The sequence below is a fragment of the Mesorhizobium sp. M0174 genome (assembly GCF_040322275.1).
GTDB lineage: Bacteria > Pseudomonadota > Alphaproteobacteria > Rhizobiales > Rhizobiaceae > Mesorhizobium.
The window spans coordinates 14,550-34,075 of record NZ_JAMYTB010000034.1 but is presented as its reverse complement, the minus strand read 5'-3'; the positions used below and the strand labels follow the sequence as shown (position 1 = coordinate 34,075).

Annotated in this window: 17 protein-coding genes and 1 pseudogene; 12 read left to right on the top strand and 6 right to left on the bottom strand. The window is 61.9% G+C overall.

The genetic code is table 11. The annotated features are described in order from the left end of the window. Positions 1-344: 344 nt before the first annotated feature. Complete coding sequence (locus NKJ13_RS30015; protein ID WP_352739197.1) at positions 345-1,247, bottom strand: LysR family transcriptional regulator; 903 nt, start codon at positions 1,245-1,247, stop codon at positions 345-347. A 103-nt stretch (positions 1,248-1,350) separates the two neighbouring features. Here NKJ13_RS30015 and NKJ13_RS30010 point away from each other — a divergent pair. Continuing rightward, positions 1,351-2,327 (top strand): annotated as a pseudogene (locus NKJ13_RS30010) (zinc-dependent alcohol dehydrogenase family protein). Between the two features lie 8 nt (positions 2,328-2,335). Here the strand turns inward: NKJ13_RS30010 and NKJ13_RS30005 are convergent. Then, positions 2,336-3,247 (bottom strand): LysR substrate-binding domain-containing protein, encoded by a 912-nt coding sequence (locus NKJ13_RS30005; protein WP_352739198.1) that lies wholly within the window; start codon positions 3,245-3,247, stop codon positions 2,336-2,338. Between the two features lie 92 nt (positions 3,248-3,339). Between NKJ13_RS30005 and NKJ13_RS30000 the strand changes: the two genes are divergently transcribed. From NKJ13_RS30000 to NKJ13_RS29980, 5 genes are all read left to right on the top strand, one after another. Further along, positions 3,340-4,890 (top strand): trimethylamine methyltransferase family protein, encoded by a 1,551-nt coding sequence (locus tag NKJ13_RS30000; protein WP_352739199.1) that lies wholly within the window; start codon positions 3,340-3,342, stop codon positions 4,888-4,890. 41 nt (positions 4,891-4,931) lie between these two features. Then, on the top strand, positions 4,932-6,581 hold the full coding sequence (locus NKJ13_RS29995) for an ABC transporter substrate-binding protein (protein ID WP_352739201.1): 1,650 nt from the start codon (positions 4,932-4,934) through the stop codon (positions 6,579-6,581). A 105-nt stretch (positions 6,582-6,686) separates the two neighbouring features. After that, positions 6,687-7,166, top strand: coding sequence for a DUF3828 domain-containing protein (locus NKJ13_RS29990; protein ID WP_352509574.1), 480 nt, complete (start codon positions 6,687-6,689; stop codon positions 7,164-7,166). Positions 7,167-7,170: 4 nt separating this feature from the next. Further along, on the top strand, positions 7,171-7,728 hold the full coding sequence (locus NKJ13_RS29985) for a hypothetical protein (RefSeq protein ID WP_352509576.1): 558 nt from the start codon (positions 7,171-7,173) through the stop codon (positions 7,726-7,728). An 11-nt stretch (positions 7,729-7,739) separates the two neighbouring features. Next, a complete protein-coding gene (locus NKJ13_RS29980; protein WP_352739203.1) occupies positions 7,740-8,924 on the top strand; it encodes a mandelate racemase/muconate lactonizing enzyme family protein in 1,185 nt (394 codons plus the stop codon). Between the two features lie 29 nt (positions 8,925-8,953). Here NKJ13_RS29980 and queF read toward each other — a convergent pair whose 3' ends face one another. Then, positions 8,954-9,415 carry a preQ(1) synthase gene (gene queF, locus NKJ13_RS29975; protein WP_023674394.1) on the bottom strand — a complete coding sequence of 154 codons (462 nt, stop codon included), beginning with the start codon at positions 9,413-9,415 and terminating at the stop codon, positions 8,954-8,956. A 114-nt stretch (positions 9,416-9,529) separates the two neighbouring features. On the opposite strand from queF, the gene NKJ13_RS29970 reads away from it, so the two are divergent. After that, positions 9,530-11,575, top strand: a complete 2,046-nt coding sequence (locus NKJ13_RS29970) for an oxidoreductase (RefSeq protein WP_352650331.1) — start codon at positions 9,530-9,532, stop codon at positions 11,573-11,575. Between the two features lie 141 nt (positions 11,576-11,716). Here NKJ13_RS29970 and NKJ13_RS29965 read toward each other — a convergent pair whose 3' ends face one another. Continuing rightward, a complete protein-coding gene (locus tag NKJ13_RS29965) occupies positions 11,717-12,124 on the bottom strand; it encodes a hypothetical protein (RefSeq protein WP_352650330.1) in 408 nt (135 codons plus the stop codon). A gap of 117 nt (positions 12,125-12,241) precedes the next feature. On the opposite strand from NKJ13_RS29965, the gene NKJ13_RS29960 reads away from it, so the two are divergent. Both NKJ13_RS29960 and NKJ13_RS29955 read left to right on the top strand, forming a co-directional pair. After that, the gene (locus NKJ13_RS29960; RefSeq protein WP_352650328.1) at positions 12,242-12,670 is read left to right on the top strand and encodes a MarR family winged helix-turn-helix transcriptional regulator; all 429 of its coding nucleotides are present in this window, start codon (positions 12,242-12,244) and stop codon (positions 12,668-12,670) included. Between the two features lie 21 nt (positions 12,671-12,691). After that, positions 12,692-12,934, top strand: a complete 243-nt coding sequence (locus NKJ13_RS29955) for a type II toxin-antitoxin system Phd/YefM family antitoxin (protein ID WP_352739206.1) — start codon at positions 12,692-12,694, stop codon at positions 12,932-12,934. Between the two features lie 5 nt (positions 12,935-12,939). Here NKJ13_RS29955 and NKJ13_RS29950 read toward each other — a convergent pair whose 3' ends face one another. Next, positions 12,940-15,012, bottom strand: a complete 2,073-nt coding sequence (locus NKJ13_RS29950; RefSeq protein ID WP_352739207.1) for a putative bifunctional diguanylate cyclase/phosphodiesterase — start codon at positions 15,010-15,012, stop codon at positions 12,940-12,942. A 264-nt stretch (positions 15,013-15,276) separates the two neighbouring features. On the opposite strand from NKJ13_RS29950, the gene NKJ13_RS29945 reads away from it, so the two are divergent. Both NKJ13_RS29945 and tdh read left to right on the top strand, forming a co-directional pair. After that, positions 15,277-16,464, top strand: a complete 1,188-nt coding sequence (locus tag NKJ13_RS29945) for a glycine C-acetyltransferase (protein ID WP_352739209.1) — start codon at positions 15,277-15,279, stop codon at positions 16,462-16,464. Between the two features lie 53 nt (positions 16,465-16,517). Continuing rightward, positions 16,518-17,552: an L-threonine 3-dehydrogenase gene (tdh, locus tag NKJ13_RS29940; RefSeq protein WP_352739211.1), complete on the top strand. Its 1,035-nt coding sequence runs from the start codon at positions 16,518-16,520 to the stop codon at positions 17,550-17,552. A gap of 67 nt (positions 17,553-17,619) precedes the next feature. Here tdh and NKJ13_RS29935 read toward each other — a convergent pair whose 3' ends face one another. Next, positions 17,620-18,057 (bottom strand): MarR family winged helix-turn-helix transcriptional regulator, encoded by a 438-nt coding sequence (locus NKJ13_RS29935; protein ID WP_352739213.1) that lies wholly within the window; start codon positions 18,055-18,057, stop codon positions 17,620-17,622. Positions 18,058-18,209: 152 nt separating this feature from the next. On the opposite strand from NKJ13_RS29935, the gene hmgA reads away from it, so the two are divergent. Beyond that, on the top strand, positions 18,210-19,523 hold the full coding sequence (gene hmgA, locus NKJ13_RS29930) for a homogentisate 1,2-dioxygenase (RefSeq protein WP_352703250.1): 1,314 nt from the start codon (positions 18,210-18,212) through the stop codon (positions 19,521-19,523). The last annotated feature ends 3 nt before the right edge of the window (positions 19,524-19,526 follow it).

Here is a 19,526-nt window from a genome sequence, read left to right as displayed (position 1 = left end):
GCCACGATGTAGAGATAGGAATATTGTTGAAGTGAATGGGCTTGGCCCCCAATTGACTTAGTGGATTTAGTCGGGCGAAGGCCAAAATCTGAAGCGAATGGCCGTTGGAGGCGACATTTGGACGTCATCCTAGATTACTTAATGGTAAACTTCGCTCGATGGATACAGCGTCGAAAGAGTCGTATTGCAAGAGTAATTTGGTTCACTATTTGGACGATTATTTCGATATCGCTAACAGTTGTTCTGGTTTACCTCCTGTATATTCGAAATCTTACCATATAGATTATTGTTCAATCGTCGGGTCGTTCTCGAGGAAATCCACGCAGCTGACCGCGACCGTGCCTTCAACTCATGAGCTTGGGCAGTGCTGCCGCCAGTGCATCGACGGCAAGGCGGACTTTCATCGGCAGATGTGGCGTCTGCAGCCACAGCGCATGGGCGTCATAGAGAAACCTCGGCTGTTCCGGCAATAGCAGGACAAGCGCGCCCGCCTGGATGCGCTGGCGAACCAGCCAGTACGGCAGCCAGGCGAGCCCCATGCCGGCGGCCGCGGCATCGGCGAGGGCATCGAGATCGTCGAGCCGCAATCTGCTGACGGGCCGGATCTCCATCGCGAGCTGGTCGTTGCGCGGAAACAGCCACGGCTGAACGGCGCGCCCGGAACGGCGGTAGATGATCGCGTGATGGCGGCCCAGGTCATCTATCTCCTGCGGCTGGCCGTGCCTGTCGAGATAGGACGGCGACGCGCAGACGACCATGTGCTGGCGCGCGATGCGACGCGCCATTACCCCGGCCTGGTCCTCCAGGTCGCCCGTTCTAATGGCAAGATCGCAGCCGTCCTCGGCGAGGTCGGCGAGGGTGTCGCTGAACGACAGGTCAAGTTCCAGCGCCGGATATTGCTGCGCAAGCCCGAACAGGATCGGGGCAACGCAGCGCCGGCCGAAATGCACCGGCATGAGCACGCGCAGCTTTCCGCGCGGTTCGGCAAGCTGGTCGGCGGCGAGTGCATCCGCGGCCTCCGCCTCGGCAAGCACCAGCCAGCAGCGTTCGTAATAGGCGCGCCCGAAATCCGTCAGGCTTTGGCGGCGTGTGGTCCGGTTGATGAGGCGCACGCTCAGGCGCTCCTCGAGAAACCGGACATGCTTGCCGACCATCGGCCCGGACAGATCGAGCGCGGCCGCCGCGGCCGCGAATGAGCCCAGATCGACGGCTTTAACGAACACGGCCATGCTCGTAAGGCGATCCATATTCAAAACCTACAGTTTCTGCTGATCTACTCAAGCGGCTATTTATCCGCTTGATCGCCGCTGGCATAGACGATTCAGTTCAAATATTTTGGAGTTGTGACCGATGGCGCGTGTCGTTCGTTTTCATGAGCTTGGTGGTCCCGAGGTTCTGCGCATCGAGAATGTCGACATGCCTGCGCCCGGGCGAGGCGAGGTCCAGATCCGCGTCAGGGCGTTGGGTCTGAACCGGGCCGAGGCGCTGCTGCGTTCAGGCAGATATATCCAGACTGCGCCCTTACCTTCGGGTCTTGGGCTTGAGGCGGCGGGTATCGTCGAGGTGCTCGGCGAAGGCGTGAGCGGTTTTGCGCCGGGCGATGCCGTCAATTGTCGATGGTCCGCTGGCCTGCCTATGGTGAGATTGCCACATACCTCGCCGAGCTCGTCGTCAAGCACCCGCCGGCGCTGAGCTGGGAAGAGGCCGCCGCCGCGTGGATGCAATATCTCACGGCCTATGGTGCGCTGATCGACATTGCCAAACTTGGCAGGGAGGACGTTGTCGTCATCACCGCGGCATCGAGCAGCGTCGGACTTGCGGCGATCCAGATCGCCAACCTGATTGGCGCGACCCCGATCGCGGTCACACGGACGTCCGCCAAGAAGCGGGCTTTGGTTGGGTTCGGCGCGGCCCACGTCATCGCTTCGGCAGAGGAGGATCTGGAAGCCAGGCTGAAGCAAATCGCCGGCCCGGACGGCGTGCGCGTGGTGTTCGACGCCGTCGGCGGTCCGATTTTCGAGTCTCTGACGGCAGCGATGGCACCGGGTGGCATTCTCATCGAATATGGCGGCTTGAGCCTCGACCCGACACCCTTTCCGCTACCTGCAGTGCTGGCGAAGACACTGACGCTGCGCGGTTATCTCATGCATGAGATCGTGCGCGATCCGGTCCGGCTGCAGGCCGCCAAGGCGTTCATCCTTGACGGACTGAGCTCGGGTTCGCTGAAGCCGGCAATCGCCAGAACCTTTCCGTTCGACCGGATCGTCGAGGCGCATCGTTATCTCGAAGCGAACGAACAATTCGGCAAGATCGTTGTAACGGTTTGACCGGGCATTTATCGGCCTCGCGCCTGCGCCGCCAGCCAGTCCCGCACCTTGCGGGCGTTGTCGCTGAGCTCGCGGTTCCTCGACCAGATGACATGAAAGCCCTTGCCGGTCGTCATCGTGTGGCCGGTGACGCGCACCAGCAGCCCTGATGCCAGCAGCCGCTCGGCGAGGTGACCCCAGCCGAGCGCGATGCCTTGCCCTTCCATGACTGCCTGGATCACCAGCGCATAGTCGTTGATGCGCAAGCCACGTCCGGCATCGGCGATGTCGACACCGGCCGAGGCGAACCATTCGTCCCAGCTCGCGGCCTCGCGAAACGGCTCTTCGAGATGGATGAGGCGGTGCGATTGAAGGTCCGCGACACGCTCCGGCAGCCCGAACCGGGCCACATAACTCGCGCCGGCAACGGGGAATATCACTTCATCGGCCAACGGCAGCGAATGATAATCCGGCCATTCCCTGGGCTCGCCGCCGCGCACGCCGAGCGGGATGTCCTCGGCGATGATGTCGAGATCGCGGTCGGCGGTCTGGATGCGCAGGTCGATGCCCGGCAATTCGTCGCGAAACTGCTGCAGGCGCGGCATCATCCAGAATGAGGCGAAGGCGGTCGAGGCGGCGAGCGTCACATGCGCGCCGACGGCGATCTGGCGCAGATCCTCCGCCGACTTGCGGATGTGCGACAGGCCGAGCGAGACGTCGGCATGGAAGCGGTCGCCGGCCTCGGTAAGGCTGACTTGCCGGTGGCGGCGCTGGAAGAGTTTGGCGCCGAGCTGTTCTTCGAGCCCGCGGATCGCGTAGGACACGGCAGCCTGCGTCATGCCGAGTTCCCGTCCGGCGGCGGTAAAGCTCGACAGCCGCCCGGCAGCCTCGAAAACGATCAGGCTGCCCGCCGACGGCAGCAGATGGCGCAAGCTTCGCATAAGCTGACCTTATACAAGAGATCAGGATTTTCCAGCGTCACAGCTGCATTTTGTCTGGCTAGATTGGTCACCAACAGGAAGATGGAGCCTCCATGAACGCACCGGCCGTTGAAGTGAGCGAACATACCAATCGTCGCGCAGGTGGCCGCCTGGGGCGCAAGGCGCTGCGAGGCGCACCCGTTGCGTCATTTCCGACCCTGGTCCGCAAGATTCCGGTGTATCAGATGGTCCCGGACGAGGCGGTGGAGCTGATCCACCAGGAATCGCTCAGCATCCTCGAAGAGGTGGGATGCGAGTTCCGCGACGACGAGGCGATTGCAATGTGGAAGGCGGCGGGCGCCGATGTCTCGGAGACAAGGGTCCGCATCGACCGCGCCCTGCTGATGGAGCTCATCTCGAAGGTCCCGTCGGAGTTCACGCTCAATGCGAGGAATCCCCAGCGTTCCGTTCGTGTGGGTGGCAACAACTCCATCTTTGTGCCGATGTATGGCGCGCCTTACGTGCGCGACCTCGACAACAACAGGCGCTACGGCACACTCGCCGACCTCAACAATTTCCACAAGCTCGCTTACATGGCGCCGGCGCTGCACTCGTCGAGCTCCATCATCTGCGAGCCGATGGAAATTCCAGTGCCGAAACGTCACCTCCACATCATCCATTCGGCGCTGAAGCACTCCGACAAGCCGTTCATGGGCATCGTGACGTCCAGGGATCGAGCCGAAGACACGATGGCGATGGCGGGCATCGTGTTCGGCGAGGACTATGTCCGCGACAACCCGGTCCTGGTGGCGATCACCAATTGCAATTCGCCGCTGGTCTGGGATGCCACCATGCTGGACGCGATGAAAGTCTATGCGCGCCACAACCAGCCGCTGATCCTCGCGCCCTTCGCCCTTTGCGGCGCCTCGACTTCGGCCTCTGCCGTCGGTGCGGTCGCGCAGGTCAACGCCGAAGCGCTGGCGGGCGTCGCGTTCACACAGCTGTTGCGTCCGGGTTCGCCGCAGATCTACGGACAGTTCATGGTGACGGTCGACATGAAGACCGGCGCTCCCATGGGCGGCACGCCGGAGGCGGCCCAGATGATGTATCTCATGGGCGCGCTGGCGCGGAAGTATCGGCTGCCGTGGCGCACGTCCGGTTTCCATGTCGGCTCGAAGCTGAACGACGCCCAGGCGGGCTACGAGGCGAACATGCTGATGCATGCCGCCATCCTTGCCGGCGCCAACTACATCTGGCACTCCGCCGGTTGGCTCGAGGCCGGCCTGACCTGCGGCTATTCGAAATTTGCCACCGACTGCGAGCAGCTTGTCGGCTGGTACAAATATGCTGGCGGGCTGCCATTCGACGATTTCAAGGAGGCTATGGCGGCTATCCGCGAGGTCGGACCGCAGGGCCATTTCCTCGGCACCCAGCACACGCTCGAACATTTCGAGTCCGCCTTCTTCATACCGAGCATCATGGACTTCAATTCGTTCGAACAGTGGAAGGCGGAAGGAGCAAAGGACCACGACACCCGCGGCCGCGAGAAAGCGCGCAACATGCTCGCCGATTACGAGGAGCCGAAGCTCGATGAGGGCATCGCCGATGGTCTCAAAGATTTGATTGCGCGGCGCGAGGAGAAACTGCCGGACAGCGTTAGTTGATAACGGGCGAAGACCCGATGGGAACCATAACGGAGGAAAAAATGACACTCTTCAGAAGCAACGGCGATCGCGTACCGAGCGCCATCGAAGCGATGGCCAGCGAGGCTCGTGCAGGTCGTGTCGACCGACGCGAGTTTCTGGCGCTGGCAAGCGCCTTCGGCGCATCGACGGCCCTTGCCTACGGCATGATCGGCCTTGCCGTGCCGCAGCGGGCCTTGGCTGAAGAGCCGAAGAAAGGCGGCACGCTCCACGTTTCGATGTCGGTGAAGGCACAGAAGGATCCGCGCACCTACGACTGGGTGGAACTCGCGAATATTTCACGCTGCTGGCTGGAGCCGCTTGTCCGCTACACCCGCCAGTTTACATTCGAGCCGGTTCTGCTCGAAAGCTGGGAGGTCAACGACGACGCCACCGAATACGTGCTGCATGTTCGCAAGGGCATCGCCTGGAACAACGGCGATGCTTTTAGCGCCGAAGATGTGGTCTACAATCTGACGCGCTGGTGCGAGAAGGCTGCCGCCGGCAATTCGATGGCCGCGCGCGTTGGTGCGCTGATTGATGCAAAGACCGGCAAGGCCAGGGAAGGAGCGATCACCAAGGTCGACGACAACACGGTGAAGCTGAAGCTGAACGAACCGGACATCTCGCTGATCCCGAACTTCACCGACTATCCGGCGCTGGTGGTCCATCGCAACTTCGACGCCGACGGCGCCAATCCGATCGAGAAGCCGATTGGCACCGGGCCGTTCGAACTGGTGTCTTATGCGGTCGGCCAGAAAGCGGTCGTCAAACGTCGTGAGACTGGCAAATGGTGGGGTGGTGAAGCGCTTCTCGACGGCGTCGAATTCATCGACTACGGAACCGATTTCAACGCCTCGATAAATGCATTCGACTCCGGCGAAATCGATCTCAACTTCGAGACGCCTGCCGACTTCATTGACATCCTCGACAAGATGGGGCTGGTGAAATCGGAGGTCGCGACAGCGACCACGCTCGTTGCCCGCACCAACATCACGCACAAACCCTACGATGACAAGCGGGTCCGCAACGCCCTCCAGATGGCCGTCGACAACAATGCGGTGCTCGAACTTGGCTATGCCGGGCGAGGCACCGTGGGTGAAAATCACCACGTCAGCCCGATTCATCCGGAATACTACGCGCTGCCCAAGAAGACACGCGACGCCGCGGGCGCCAAGAAGCTGATGGCGGAGGCCGGGCAGGCCGACTTCGAGCATGAACTGATCACCGTCGAGGACGATTGGCAAAAGAACACCGGCGACGCGATTGCCGGCCAGTTGCGCGATGCCGGGATCAAAGTGAAACGCACGGTGCTGCCGGGTTCGACCTTCTGGAACGACTGGACGAAATATCCTTATTCCATGACCATCTGGTACATGCGCCCGCTTGGCGTCCAGGTGTTGGCGCTCGGCTATCGCACCGGCGAGGCCTGGAACGAAACCGGCTACTCGAACCCTGATTTTGACGCCAAGCTCAAGCAGGCTCTCTCGCTCATCGACGTCGAGAAGCGCCGCGAGGTCATGAAGGACATCGAGCAGATCCTGCAGGATTCGGGCGTCATCATTCAGCCGTTTTGGCAGAAGCTGTTCAGCCACATGAACGAGAAGGTGAAGAACTACGGTGTCCACCAAACCTTCGAGATGGATCTCCAGAACGTCTGGCTGAACGCCTGAGTTGCCAGCAAAGGACGCGTTGCAGGATTTCATGGACCGCAAGAAAGCCGACGGGCAAGATGCGTGGTACTGATAGCTTCCGTCAGTGAACAATCGGGGACACGCATGAAACTGCCACTTTTTGTTGCCGCGCTTTCGATGGCCTTGCCGGCGGCCGCGTTTGCCGGCCCCGCTGCCAACGCCGTGAAGTTCTTCTATGTCCCGTCGGTCAAATTCGAGGCCGATGCACAATATCGCGACCGCTTCACCGCACCGGTGACGAAACTGTTCGAACTGAACGACAATGCGGCAAAGAACCATCCGGATGAAGTTCCCTGCATCGACTTCGCCCCTGGTCTCGATGCGCAGGACTATGACGAAAAGACCGTGGCCAAGACGCTGACGCTGGCCGAAACGCTGGATGGCGACAGCGCCGAGGTGACGGCGACCTTCAACCTTTTCCCGGAAGGGGATGATTCCAAACGCGAAATGGTCTGGTCGTTGAAGAAGATCGACGGCCAGTGGAAGGTCGCCGACATTACCTCGAAGACCAGCGGTTGGACACTCAGCGCGCTCGAATGCCTGGCCGGGCAGTCGCCGGAGTGATGCCGTGCTCCGCTGCCATCCCTGGCTTTTGGCGACTGCGTGCCTGCTGACCGGATTGAGCAGCGCCGCCGCTCAGGGCCTGTTCGGCGCGCCGCCCGCAAACGCTCCGGCCGACAGTGCGGCACCTCCGCCGGCAGTGTTGCCGCCGCCAGAAAACGCGCCGGCCACACCCGTGCAGCCGGGCTCGCCGACCGCGGTGGTGAAGCCGTTCTACGAGCATGCCGGGCTCGAGGTCGATCCGGCTCAGCGGGGCCATTTCACCGACCCGGCAAAGTCGGTGCTCGACAAGAGCGACGCGCTGCGGAAGTCGGGGCAGGGCGAATGCCTCGATCCCAACATGGCGCTCGACAATTCCGAATACGACAAGGCGGAGATCGACAAAAGCCTGAAGACCATCGAAGCGATCAAGGGCGACGAGGCCAAGGTCGTCGTCGCCTTCGTCGTCGCCGGCAACCCGCACCGGCTGGAGTGGAAATTCAGGAAAGTCGATGGCGACTGGAAGATATCGGACCTTCTCTCGGTGACCGGCGAATGGGCGCTAAGCCAATACCAGTGCGAGTGAGAACGGAACCGATGAAGATCACCAACATCCGCGTCACCCACGTCAACGTCCCGCTCGATGCTCCGTTCTGGTGGACGGCTGGTCTCTACGGCGGCGCCTCGAAATCGATCATCGAGGTCGAGACGGACGAAGGCGTGGTCGGACTGGGCGAGGCGCCATGGTGGCATTTCGGCGAGGTGATCAAGGCCGAGATCGCGCCGGCGCTGATTGGCGCCGATCCGCTCGACATCGCCGACTGCGAGGCGCGCTGTGTGCCGCCCTGGCAGATCACCGCCAACACCGGCGAGAACGCAGCCACGGTGGCGTTCGGCGCCGTCGAACTGGCGCTGTGGGATATAAGAGGCAAGGTCTTCGGTATGCCGCTCTATAAGCTGCTCGGCGGCGCGGTGCGCAAGGACATTCCGTTTTCGGAATATTTCGCCTTTCGCCCCGCTCAAGGCGGAGCCGGCGGCGAGATGACCGCCGAAGCGATCGTCGACTACTGTCTCGGCATGCGAGAACAGCACGGCTCGACGATCTTCGAGGGCAAGCTGATAATGGGCGATCCCGAGCTCGAGATCAGGACAGTGCGCATGCTGCGCGAGGCGCTTGGCGACAAGGCGCAGATCAAACTCGATTCCAACATGCAGTGGTCGCTAACCACAGCGCGCTGGGTACTGCGCGAGATCGAGCCGTTCAACATCCGCAATTACGAGGATCCGGTCGCGACCTTCGAGGAGATGGCGGCGCTGCGCCAGCATTCGCGCATTCCGTTCTCCACGCACATCCCGGATCTCAGGCGGGCAGTCGCGCTCGGTGCGCCGGATTACTTCGTCTGCAATTTCGCAGCACTCGGCGGATTGTCGAAAACTCTGAAATTCATCGCCGCCTGTGAGGCGATGGGCAAGGGGTTCTGGTGCTATTCGAACGATCTCGGCATCATGACATCGGCTTATTTGCACGTCGTGGCGGCGACACCGTGGATCACCGAAGCATCGCAGTCGCTGTTTCGCTGGCAGATCGGCGATGTCATCAAGGACGGCCCATTCCGGCAGACCGGCAATAGGGTGCGTGTGCCGGAGGATGACGGGCTGGGCGTCGAGCTTGACCCTGCCGCCATGAAACGCTGGTCAGCACACTTCGCCGAACATGGGCCGATGCACCATTTCAGCGATCCGAACAATCCCGGGCGTTACCGGCGGCTGCCGCTCAACTGATGCAACATTTTCTTCGTAGTAACTCAGGCTCACCCGCGCCCGCGATAGGGGGCGACGCCGGTGTCGGGCAGCCACACACCTTCCGGCGGTGCGCCGGTTTGCCAGAACACGTCGATCGGAATGCCGCCGCGCGGATACCAGTAGCCGCCAATGCGCAACCACAATGGCTTGGTCGCGGCGATGATACGGCGACCGATCATGACGGTGCATTCTTCATGGAAGGCGCCGTGGTTGCGAAACGAGGTCATGAACAGCTTGAGCGACTTCGATTCCACCAGCAGCGCGTCGGGTGCGTAGTCGATGACGATATGGGCGAAGTCCGGCTGGCCGGTGACGGGGCAGAGCGAGGTGAATTCCGGGCAGGTGAAGCGAACGATGGCCGGCGGGCCGTCGCCGCGCGAAAACGGCACGGTTTCCAGGACGGCCGCTTCAGGGCTCTGTGGCGCCTCGACGTTGGTGCCGAGCTGGGTGAGGTTTTTCGTATCGGTCATGAGCAGGTTCCTTGCTGCATGTCGCCCAAAACTGCGCAGCGATTTTGGGACAGCGACATGCGTAAAAACAAAAATTTGCCGCTCATTAGCACAATTTGAAACAGCAGGAAGACGATGACTAGCAACGACCCGCTCCTCCAGCCCTATCAGCTCAAGCATCTGACGCTGAAGAACCGGGTGATGTCGACCAGCCATGAGCCGGCCTATTCAGAGGACGGCATGCCGAAGGAGCGGTACCGGCTCTACCATGCCGAAAAGGCCAAGGGCGGCATGGCGCTGACCATGACCGCCGGTTCGGCGATCGTCTCGCGCGACAGCCCGGCCGCTTTTGGCAATCTGCATGTCTATGACGACCGCATCGTGTCGTGGCTCGCCGAGCTGACCGATGCCTGCCACGAGCACGATTGCAAGGTGATGATACAGATCACCCATCTCGGCCGCCGCACCGGTTGGAACAAGGCCGACTGGCTGCCAGTCCTGTCGGCTTCGCCGGTTCGCGAACCCGCCCACCGCGCCTTTCCCAAGACTATCGAGGACTGGGACATCGAGCGCATCGTCGCCGACTATGCCGCTGCCGCCCAGCGCTGCCAGGCTGCCGGCCTCGATGGCATCGAATTCGAGGCCTACGGCCACCTGATGGACGGCTTCTGGTCGCCGGCCACCAACCAGCGCGACGATGATTTCGGTGGCTCGCTCGACAACCGCTTGCGCTTCACCGGCATGGTGCTCGACGCGGTGCGGGCGGCGGTCGGCCAAAAATTCGTCGTCGGCATCCGCATGGTCGCCGACGAGGATTTCGAGAAAGGCCTGTCGAAACAGGAGGGCGTCGAAATCGCCAGGCGGCTGGCCGAATCCGGCAAGGTCGATTTCCTCAACATCATCCGTGGCTCGATCGAGACCGATGCCGCGCTGACCAAGGTCATCCCGGTGACCGGCATGCGCTCGTCACCACATCTCGACTTCGCAGGGGAGGTGAGAGCGGCGACGAAATTCCCGACCTTCCATGCGGCGCGGATTTCCGACGTCGCCACCGCGCGCCACGCCATCGCCACCGGCAAGCTCGACATGGTCGGCATGACGCGTGCCCACATTGCCGACCCGCATATCGTCAAAAAAGTGATGGAGGGCCGCGAGCACGAGATCCGTCCTTGCGTCGGCGCCACCTATTGCCTCGACCGCATCTATGAGGGCGGTGAGGCACTGTGCATCCACAATGCGGCGACGGGCCGCGAGGCGTCGATACCGCATATTATTCCGAAAACCGAGGGACCGAAGCGGAAGGTGGTCGTCGTCGGCGCCGGCGCCGGCGGGCTGGAGGCGGCGCGGGTCGCCGCCGAACGTGGGCACCAGGTGACGGTGCTGGAAGCATCGAGCCAGGCCGGCGGCCAGGTGCGGCTGGCAACGCAGAACCCGCGCCGCAAGGAATTGATCGGCATCATCGACTGGCGTCTGGCCGAACTCGACCGGCTCGGCGTCGAGATCCGCTACGATAAATGGGCGGAGACGGACGACGTGCTGGCGCTGTCGCCGGACGCGGTGGTGATCGCCACCGGCGGCCTGCCGCAGAACCCGCCTCTGACAGCGGGCGACGATCTCGTCACCTCGAGCTGGGACATCATGGCCGGCAGCGTCAAGCCGGCCGAGAACGTGCTGCTCTATGACGACAATGGCGGCCATCAGGGCATGGGTGCCGCCGAACTGATCGCCAATAGCGGTGCCAGGCTGGAGCTGGTTTCACCGGAGCGCTTCTTCGCGCCGGAAATGGGCGGCATGAACCATGTGCCCTACATGCGCGCCTTCCAGGAAAAGGGTGTCACGGTGACCATCAACACACGGCTACGTTCTGTGCGGCGCGAGGGCAACCAGCTGATCGCCGAGCTCGCCTCCGACTTCGCCGATGGCTGGCGCGGCGAGCGGCGCGTCGACCAGGTGGTGGTCGAGCATGGCACGCTGCCACTCGACGATCTCTATCTGGCGCTGAAGCCGCTGTCGAAGAACGCCGGCGCGATCGATTACGAAAAACTGGTCAATGGCGGCGACATCTTCCCCGTGCGCAATCCGCAAAGTGGCTTCGTGCTCTTCCGCATCGGCGACGCAGTTGCCTCGCGTAACATCCATGCCGCAATCTATGACGGCATCAGGTTCGGCTTGCGGATCTGAGGAATATTTTGGATTGATTGGTGGCGCGCAGCCGAACCTCCGTACGGAGAGCCACCACGGTACTTTGGTCCGGGCTGCGCGCCGCGCACGCCGCCCGGCCATCGCCGGGCACCGTACGACCTTGCGATTGCGGCAGGACGTTCAAAACATCCTGGCGGTGGCCATGCAGAATACGGTGATGACCAGCAGGCCGCCGGCGATGCGTTCGCCTTTTGTCATCTTGGCGCGCAACTGGGTTTGCTTCGCCGCATCAGCGCCGGCCAGCTGCCTGCTGGCGGAACCCACCAATGCGCCCTGAACCGCGGCTGCGATCAAGGCAGTCAAGATGCCGAGCGCCAGGACTTTTTCCATCGAACCGAAAGAACCGTTGTGGAAGAAATACCACAGCAGCAAACCCGTGAGGAAAACCACGCCGGCGGCGCCCATTTGCGGCCGGAAGAAACGTTCCGCCCTGATCTCCGGTTCGCGGGCAACCGCGATGGTGGTGCCGGCCCAGAACACACCCGCCATGACGTGAAGGCCGAGGACGATGATGTAGACATATTGCATGACCGCATTTCCTCTCTTGCCCGCCGCTAACCATATTGATAGATATCAAATGATTAGATGTCAACGCATAAGCTCGAGCCGGTTCCATCGGCTTTGCCCTTGTTCTAGTGTCCGACCATGACGCCCTTTGACCGCCCGCCGATCGGGATGAATCTCGCGCGCACCGCCAAGCTGGTTGCGCAGGCTTTCGACGCTGCCTTGGTCGAGGCCGGCGGCACGCTGCCGGTCTGGGTCACGTTGCTGTCGGTCAAGTCGCGGGAGCTGGCCAACCAACGCGAGCTCGCCGGCATGATCGGCATTCGGGGCGCAACGCTGACCCACCATCTCAACGCCATGGAGACGCAGGGCCTGCTGATGCGCCGCCGCGATCCCGAGAACCGCCGGGTTCACCAGGTGGAGTTGACCCAGGCCGGAGAGGCGTTGTTCCTGAAATTGCGCACGGCCGCGTTAGCCTTCGACAAACGGCTGCGGAAAGGGCTGTCCGACGACAGGCTGGCGGAGTTTGCACAGGTGCTGGCTGCGCTGCGGGCCAATGTCGAGAGCTAGAAATTAGGCTAGGAAGACGCCATGCGCGAAATTTCGCTGAAGGATGCCAGGGCTAAACTCTCGGCGGTGCTCGATCAGGTCATCGCGGGAGAACCGGCCGTCATCACCCGGCGTGGCCGCAAGCAGGCGGTCATTCTGTCGTTCCAGGACTATGAAAAAGCTGGCGCGTGTGCCAGCTTTGGACAATTGCTGGCAGCATTTCCCGGTGATGAGGATGACCTTCCGCCTCGGCCCATCAGGTCGGTTCGCAAGGCCGAACCATGACGGATCTACGCCCGGCTGCCCTGCAGCACTGTCAGCCTGGCCTTTTTCGGCGTCCGTGCCACCAGCCATTCACGCACCCTGTCCGGCGGCATCGGGAAAGCGATGGAATAGCCTTGCACCTGGTCGCAGCCGATCGCCATCAGCGAGTCGAGCTCGGCTTCGGTTTCGGCGCCCTCGGCAACGATCGAGATGCCGAGACCGCGGGCGAGCTCGGTGAGGGCACGCACGATCTTTGTGTTGCCGCTGTTCTCGTTGATGTTCTGGACGAAGCGGCGGTCGATCTTCAGCCGGTCGATCTCGTTTGGATTGACATGGCTGAGCGATGCGTAGCCGGTGCCGAAATCGTCGAGCTCAAGATGGATGCCGGCGGCGCGGATGTGCCGCAGCTTTGCCGCGATACCGGTCTTCTCGTCGTCGAGAATGACGGATTCGACGATCTCCAGCGATAGTTTGTGCGCGGGCAGGCCGGTCCTTTCCAGCGTCCCGAACAGGAAGACTTCGAAATCTGTCTCGCGCAGCTCCGAACCGGACACGTTGACGGCGATCCGGCCGAAGCCGATGCCTGCGCGGTTCCATTCGGCTGCTTCGTTGATCGCCTTGGCAATGACGATGCGGCCAATCTCGGACATCAAGCCGCATTTTTCCGCGATTGGAATGAACTCGCCCGGCGCGATCATGCCGCGTTCGGCATGCCTCCAGCGAGCCAAAGCTTCGATGCCACTGATGGTGCCGTCCGACAGCGACACCTGCGGCTGGAAATAGACTTCGAACGCCTTCTCCGAGATGGCGACCCTGATGTCGAGCTCGAGCTGCTTTCGGTTGTCGAGTTCGCGCCTCAGCTCATCGGAGAAGAACGACAAACTGCCGCCGCCCTGCTTCTTGGCGGAATACAACGCCAGATCGGCATGGACGAGCAGATCCTGCGCATTGTCGGCGTCGACAGGATAGACCGCAATCCCCGCACTTACGCCCGGATGGATCGTCGTGCCTCGGAATATGACCGGTTCATTGAGTTTGGCCAGCATGCGCCTGGCGACGATATCGATGTCCTCGGTGCTGCCGGCGTCGTTGAGGACGACGACGAATTCATCGCCGCCGAGACGCACGTTGAGATCCGACGTACGGCACGAATCACGCATGCGTTGCGCAGCCGCCACCAGCACATAATCGCCGGCGGCGTGGCCGAACGTGTCGTTGATCTGCTTGAACCGGTCGAGATCGAACTGCACCACGGCAACCCGTTCACGCCGTCGGTGCGCGGCATTGATCAACGTATCGAAATGCTCGGTCAGGAAGGTGCGGTTGTGCAGGCCAGTCAGCCCGTCATGCACGGCAATAAAGGCCATGGAATTGCGCGCATCGACCAGCTCGCGGGTCCTGCGCAAGATAGCATTCGACATCGGCCTGAAAATGAAAAGCGCCACCAGCACGATGACGCCGATGGTCGAGTAGAACAATGTGCGGTTAAGCTCGAGAAGTGTTTCGGATCGCTGGTCTGCAAAGGCGCTGATGCGCTGGCCAAGTGCGGCATAGCCCGACAATGTTGCGTTGGCAACGGAAGCGTTCAGGTTGACGCGCTCCTCTCCACCTTTGTAGCCACCATTGCCGGCCATGTTGAGCCGCGATTCGAATGACGAGATCAGGCGTTCGCCGTTGGCGATAAGCCCGACCGAGAAATAGTCGAGATGGAACGGCTTGGCGAAAAGCACGCTCTCGATCGATTTGGGATCGAACCTTGCCGGCGACGCCGGATCGGCGGCGGTCCGCTCGAGCAGCAGATCGTAGTTCTTCTCGAACTCTACCGTCGCTTGCTTGAGCGCGCTGATCAGGGCCGGCTGCTGGTCGCGTGAGGCGGTACCGGTCGCGCCGGCAAGGAAGACGATGCGTTGCGACAGGGCTTTTTGTGTGCTGACCACATCGAGCAGCGCCTGGTTGTGTTGCTGGGCCGCCATCATCTGTTGCAGCAGGATGAAGGAGGCCACGACCATGGCGGCGATGATCAGCAGAGCCAGCCAGTAGCCGGATTTGATGAGGAGTATGAGCCTGCCTGAAACGGCGTGCACCGGCTGCTGCGACATTTTCTGGGTCGGCCCTCTCGCCAACGAATTCTCGTGCGACAACCTTTGGCTTCAAAGTGTTAACAGGTTAGGACGGCAACAGGCCGGCAGCGGCGACCGTGGCGGGAAATCCGCAAGGTGGTTATTGCAATCTTTCGCAGCACCTCCGCATTTGAACATCGTGGCCTCTGCCGTGCCATTGCCGCCACCGAAGCGGTCGCTTTTGCGATGGATTTTTCGTCCGCGCGGCGCGACAGTCCTCATCGATCTCAACAGGGCCTGATCATGACCGCAGCATTCCTTTCCCATATCGACCGCGAGCTTGAAGGGCTCAAATCGGCGGGCCTCTATAAATCCGAGCGGGTGATAACCTCGACCCAATCGGCCGAGATCGAGGTCGGCGGCGAGAAGGTGCTGAATTTCTGCGCCAACAATTATCTCGGCCTCGCCGACAGCGCCGAACTGCGCGAGGCGGCCAAGCAGGCACTCGACCGCTACGGCTACGGCATGGCAGCGGTGCGCTTCATCTGCGGCACGCAGGAAGAACACAAGCAGCTCGAGGCGACCATTTCTGACTTCCTCGGCATGGAGGACACCATCCTCTACGGCTCCTGCTTCGACGCCAATGGCGGCCTGTTCGAGACGCTGCTCGGCGAAGAGGATGCGGTCATCTCCGATGCGCTGAACCACGCCTCGATCATCGACGGGGTACGGCTGTCCAAGGCAAAGCGTTTCCGCTACGCCAACAACGACATGGCCGATCTCGAAGCGCGGTTGAAAGAGGCGCGCGACTGTCGGTTCCGGCTGATCGCCACCGACGGCGTGTTCTCTATGGATGGCATCATCGCCAATCTGAAGGGCGTCTGCGACCTCGCCGACAAATATGACGCAATGGTCATGGTCGACGACAGCCATGCAGTTGGTTTCGTCGGCAGGAATGGCCGTGGCTCGGCCGAACATTGCGGCGTCGAGGGCAGGGTGGACATCATCACCGGCACGCTCGGCAAGGCATTGGGCGGCGCGTCGGGCGGCTACACGTCGGGCAGGAAGCAGGTGGTCGACTGGCTGCGCCAGCGCTCGCGGCCCTATCTGTTTTCCAACACGCTGATGCCGGCGATCGCTGGCGCCTCGATCCGGGTTTTCGAACTGCTCCGCAATGGCGATGCGTTGCGTCAGCGCCTATATGCCAACGCAGCGCGGTTTCGCTCCGAGATGGGCAGGCTCGGCTTTACACTGGCCGGCGCCGACCATCCGATCATCCCGGTGATGCTGGGCGACGCGACGCTGGCGCAGGAAATGGCCGCGCGCATGCTGAAGCGCGGCATCTATGTCATCGGCTTCTCCTTCCCGGTGGTGCCGAAGGGCCAGGCGCGCATCCGCACGCAGATGTCTGCCGCCCATTCCAGCGCCGACATTGACCGTGCGGTTGAGGCGTTCGCCGCAGTCGGTCGCGAACTCGGCGTGATTTTCTGAATGACCGGCAGTCGAAAAGCGATTCCGGATCGAGACCTTCAAGGGACTGCAGAATGTCGAACATGATGAAGGCGCTGGTGAAGGCCAAGGCCGAGCCGGGCATCTGGATGGAAGAGGTGCCGGTGCCAGAGATCGGCCCCAACGACGTGCTGATCAAGGTCCGGAAGACGGCGATCTGCGGCACCGACGTCCACATCTACAATTGGGACCAGTGGGCGCAAAAGACCGTGCCGGTGCCGATGGTGACCGGGCATGAATTCGTTGGTACGGTCGCCGATTTCGGCGCGGCGGTGACCGAATACAAAGTCGGCCAGCGCGTTTCGGGCGAGGGTCACATCGTCTGCGGCCATTGCCGCAACTGCCGCGCGGGCAGGGGGCACCTTTGCCGCAACACGCTCGGCGTCGGCGTCAATCGCCCCGGCGCCTTCGGCGAATATCTGGCTATCCCGCAGCACAATGTCGTGCCGATCCCCGACGACGTGCCGGACGAGATCGCGGCAATCTTCGATCCCTTAGGCAATGCGGTTCACACCGCACTATCTTTCGACCTCGTCGGCGAGGACGTGCTAGTCACCGGCGCCGGGCCGATCGGCATCATGGGCGCATTGGTGGCGCAATGCGTCGGCGCGCGAAAAGTCGTCATCACCGACATCAACCCGGTGCGCCTGGCACTGGCAAAAAAGCTCGGCGTCCAGCATGTCGTTGACGCCTCGAAAGAAAAGCTGCGCGATATCATGCCGGCGCTCGGCATGACCGAGGGTTTTGACGTCGGTCTTGAAATGTCCGGTGCCGCACTGGCATTCCGCGACATGATCGATACCATGAACAATGGCGGCAAGATCGCCATTCTCGGCATCGCGCCGACCGGCTTCGAGATCGACTGGAACAAGGTCATCTTCAAGATGCTGCATCTGAAGGGCATCTACGGCCGCGAGATGTTCGAGACCTGGTACAAGATGATTGCGCTGGTGCAGGGTCCTCTCGATGTCAGCGGCCTGATCACCCACCGCATCGGCATCGACGACTATATTTCCGGCTTCGAAGCGATGAAGAGCGGCAATTCCGGCAAGGTGGTCATGGACTGGTGAAGGCCCGAAGGAACACGGTGCGAACTGAAAGCTGTCCCGCCAAGGTGCCTGTAATTCTGGCAGGAACCTAGCTTTTCGCCAATGCCGCCTCCAGTGCTGCCACTCCGCCGACAATGGCCACACGCTCGGCGGGGCTCAATCTTGCCAGCAATTCCCGTTCGAACTCCTTCGCCAGCGGCACCATCTCGCGATAGGCGGCAACGCCAGCCTTGGTCAGCCCCAGATGCTCGACACGGCGGTCTTTTTCGTCAGGCGTCCGGCTGAGCCAGCGGCGCCGTTCGAGCTCCGCGACCGCGCGCGAAACCTTGGTCTTGTGCATGGCCGATTGCTCGCCGAGCGCCGTCGCCGTCATCGTGCCGTGCTGTCCAAGCCCGGCCAGCGTGCGCCATTCGGGCCGGGTCAGTCCGTGACGGTCCTTGTATATCCTTGAGAATTCGCGGCTGACGGCATCGGCAAGCCGATAGAGCCGGTAAGGCAGGAAGGATTCCAGCTCAAGGATTTCCATGGTTGGCCCTGACTGGGGATGCTGGCGGCTTGGCGAAATCACCGTTGATGGTTACATTTTCAATGGTTACAAATGAAACCGGTATGGTCAACCCGGAGCATCTTTGCGGATGCGCAAACGATGCTACGAGACCATGAATTCGGGAGGGTTCTATGGCCTACTCCTACATGCCGGGTTTCGGCAATGACTTCGAAACCGAGACTTTGCCGGGCTCGCTGCCGCAAGGGCGAAACTCGCCGCAACGGCCGGCCTACGGCCTCTATGCCGAGCAGCTTTCGGGCTCTCCTTTCACCGCGCCGCGCGGCACCAATGAGCGCTCCTGGCTTTATCGGATAAGACCGAGCGTCAGGCACACCGGCCGCTTCAAAGCGGCGAATTATCCGCTTTGGAAAAGCGCGCCGAACGTCGGCGACCACCAGCTCGCACTCGGCCAGTATCGCTGGAGCCCGGTGCCGATGCCGAAGGAGCCGACCGATTTCATTGCCGGCATGCGCTCGATCACCACCGCCGGCGACGTGCTCGGCCAGACCGGCATGGCGGCACACGTCTATGTCGCCAATCGCTCGATGGTCGACGATCATTTTTTCAACGCCGACGGCGAGTTGCTGGTCGTCCCGCAGGTTGGAGCCTTGCGCTTCGTCACCGAGATGGGGGTCATCGAACTCAGGCCGGGCGAGATCGCCGTGCTGCCGCGTGGTCTGGTGTTCAAGGTCGAACTGGTGGATGCCGAAGTGCGCGGCTATGTCTGCGAGAATTACGGCGCCAAGCTGACGCTGCCGGATCGTGGCCCCATCGGCGCCAATTGCCTGGCCAATCCGCGCGATTTCAAGACGCCCTGTGCCTGGTTCGAGGACAAGGAGACACCGTGCCGGCTGATCGCGAAATGGTGTGGCCAGTTCCATGTCACCGACATCGACCATTCGCCGCTGGATGTAGTGGCGTGGCACGGCAATTATTCGCCCTACAAATATGATCTTGCGACCTTCTCGCCGGTCGGTGCGATCCTGTTCGACCACCCCGATCCGTCGATCTTCACCGTGCTGACCGCGCCGAGCGGCGAGGAAGGCACCGCCAATATCGATTTCGTCATCTTCCCGCCGCGCTGGCTTGTGGCGGAAAACACTTTCCGGCCGCCTTGGTATCACCGCAACATCATGAGCGAGTTCATGGGCCTCATACATGGTCAGTACGATGCCAAGGAAGAGGGCTTCGTGCCGGGCGGCATCAGTCTGCACAACATGATGCTGGCTCACGGACCCGATGCGTCTGGCTTCGAAAAAGCCTCGCGCGCGGAGCTGAAACCGGTCAAGCTCGACAACACCATGGCCTTCATGTTCGAGACACGCTTTCCGCAGATGGTGACCCGCTATGGCGCCGAGCTCGAAACCCGGCAGGACAATTACATCGACTGCTGGGCCGGCCTGAAGAAGCGCTTCAACGGCACGCCCGAGGGCGACTGGTCTTGAGCG